Origin of the sequence: Streptomyces fildesensis (genome assembly GCF_016107395.1) — a bacterium.
In the GTDB taxonomy this organism is placed as follows: Bacteria; Actinomycetota; Actinomycetes; order Streptomycetales; family Streptomycetaceae; genus Actinacidiphila; species Actinacidiphila fildesensis.
This window is the reverse complement of the sequence record NZ_JAAIKO010000255.1, coordinates 1-297: the sequence shown is the minus strand read 5'-3', so window position 1 is coordinate 297 and position 297 is coordinate 1. Positions and strand designations below refer to the sequence as shown.

The 297-nt window shown below is 72.7% G+C and carries 1 pseudogene; it reads left to right on the top strand.

Annotated elements, in window-relative coordinates:
* A pseudogene (locus C6N31_RS42820) lies at positions 1–297 on the top strand (hypothetical protein); the annotation flags it as partial.

The window sequence follows — 297 nt, the reverse complement described above, 5'->3', positions numbered from 1 at the left end:
CGGCCATCGCCACGTCAACCGTGCTGATCCTGGCCCGCATCTGGAACGCCAACGGCGCGCAGCACAGCACCGGTGACGCGTGGCTCATGGGCATCCTCGCCACCGCGGCCGCCGTAGCGGGCGGGTCCGCCGCGTCCGGCCGCAACGGAGACAGCACGCTCGCCGGAACCGCATTCACCGCATCCGGGACGCTCGCATTCGCCGGCGTCGCCGCGTACGCCGACGGATTACCGCTGCCGCTGCTGCTGTGGGCTGTCGCCACGGTGCTGGCCTACGCGCTGGCAGCCCGGTACTGGC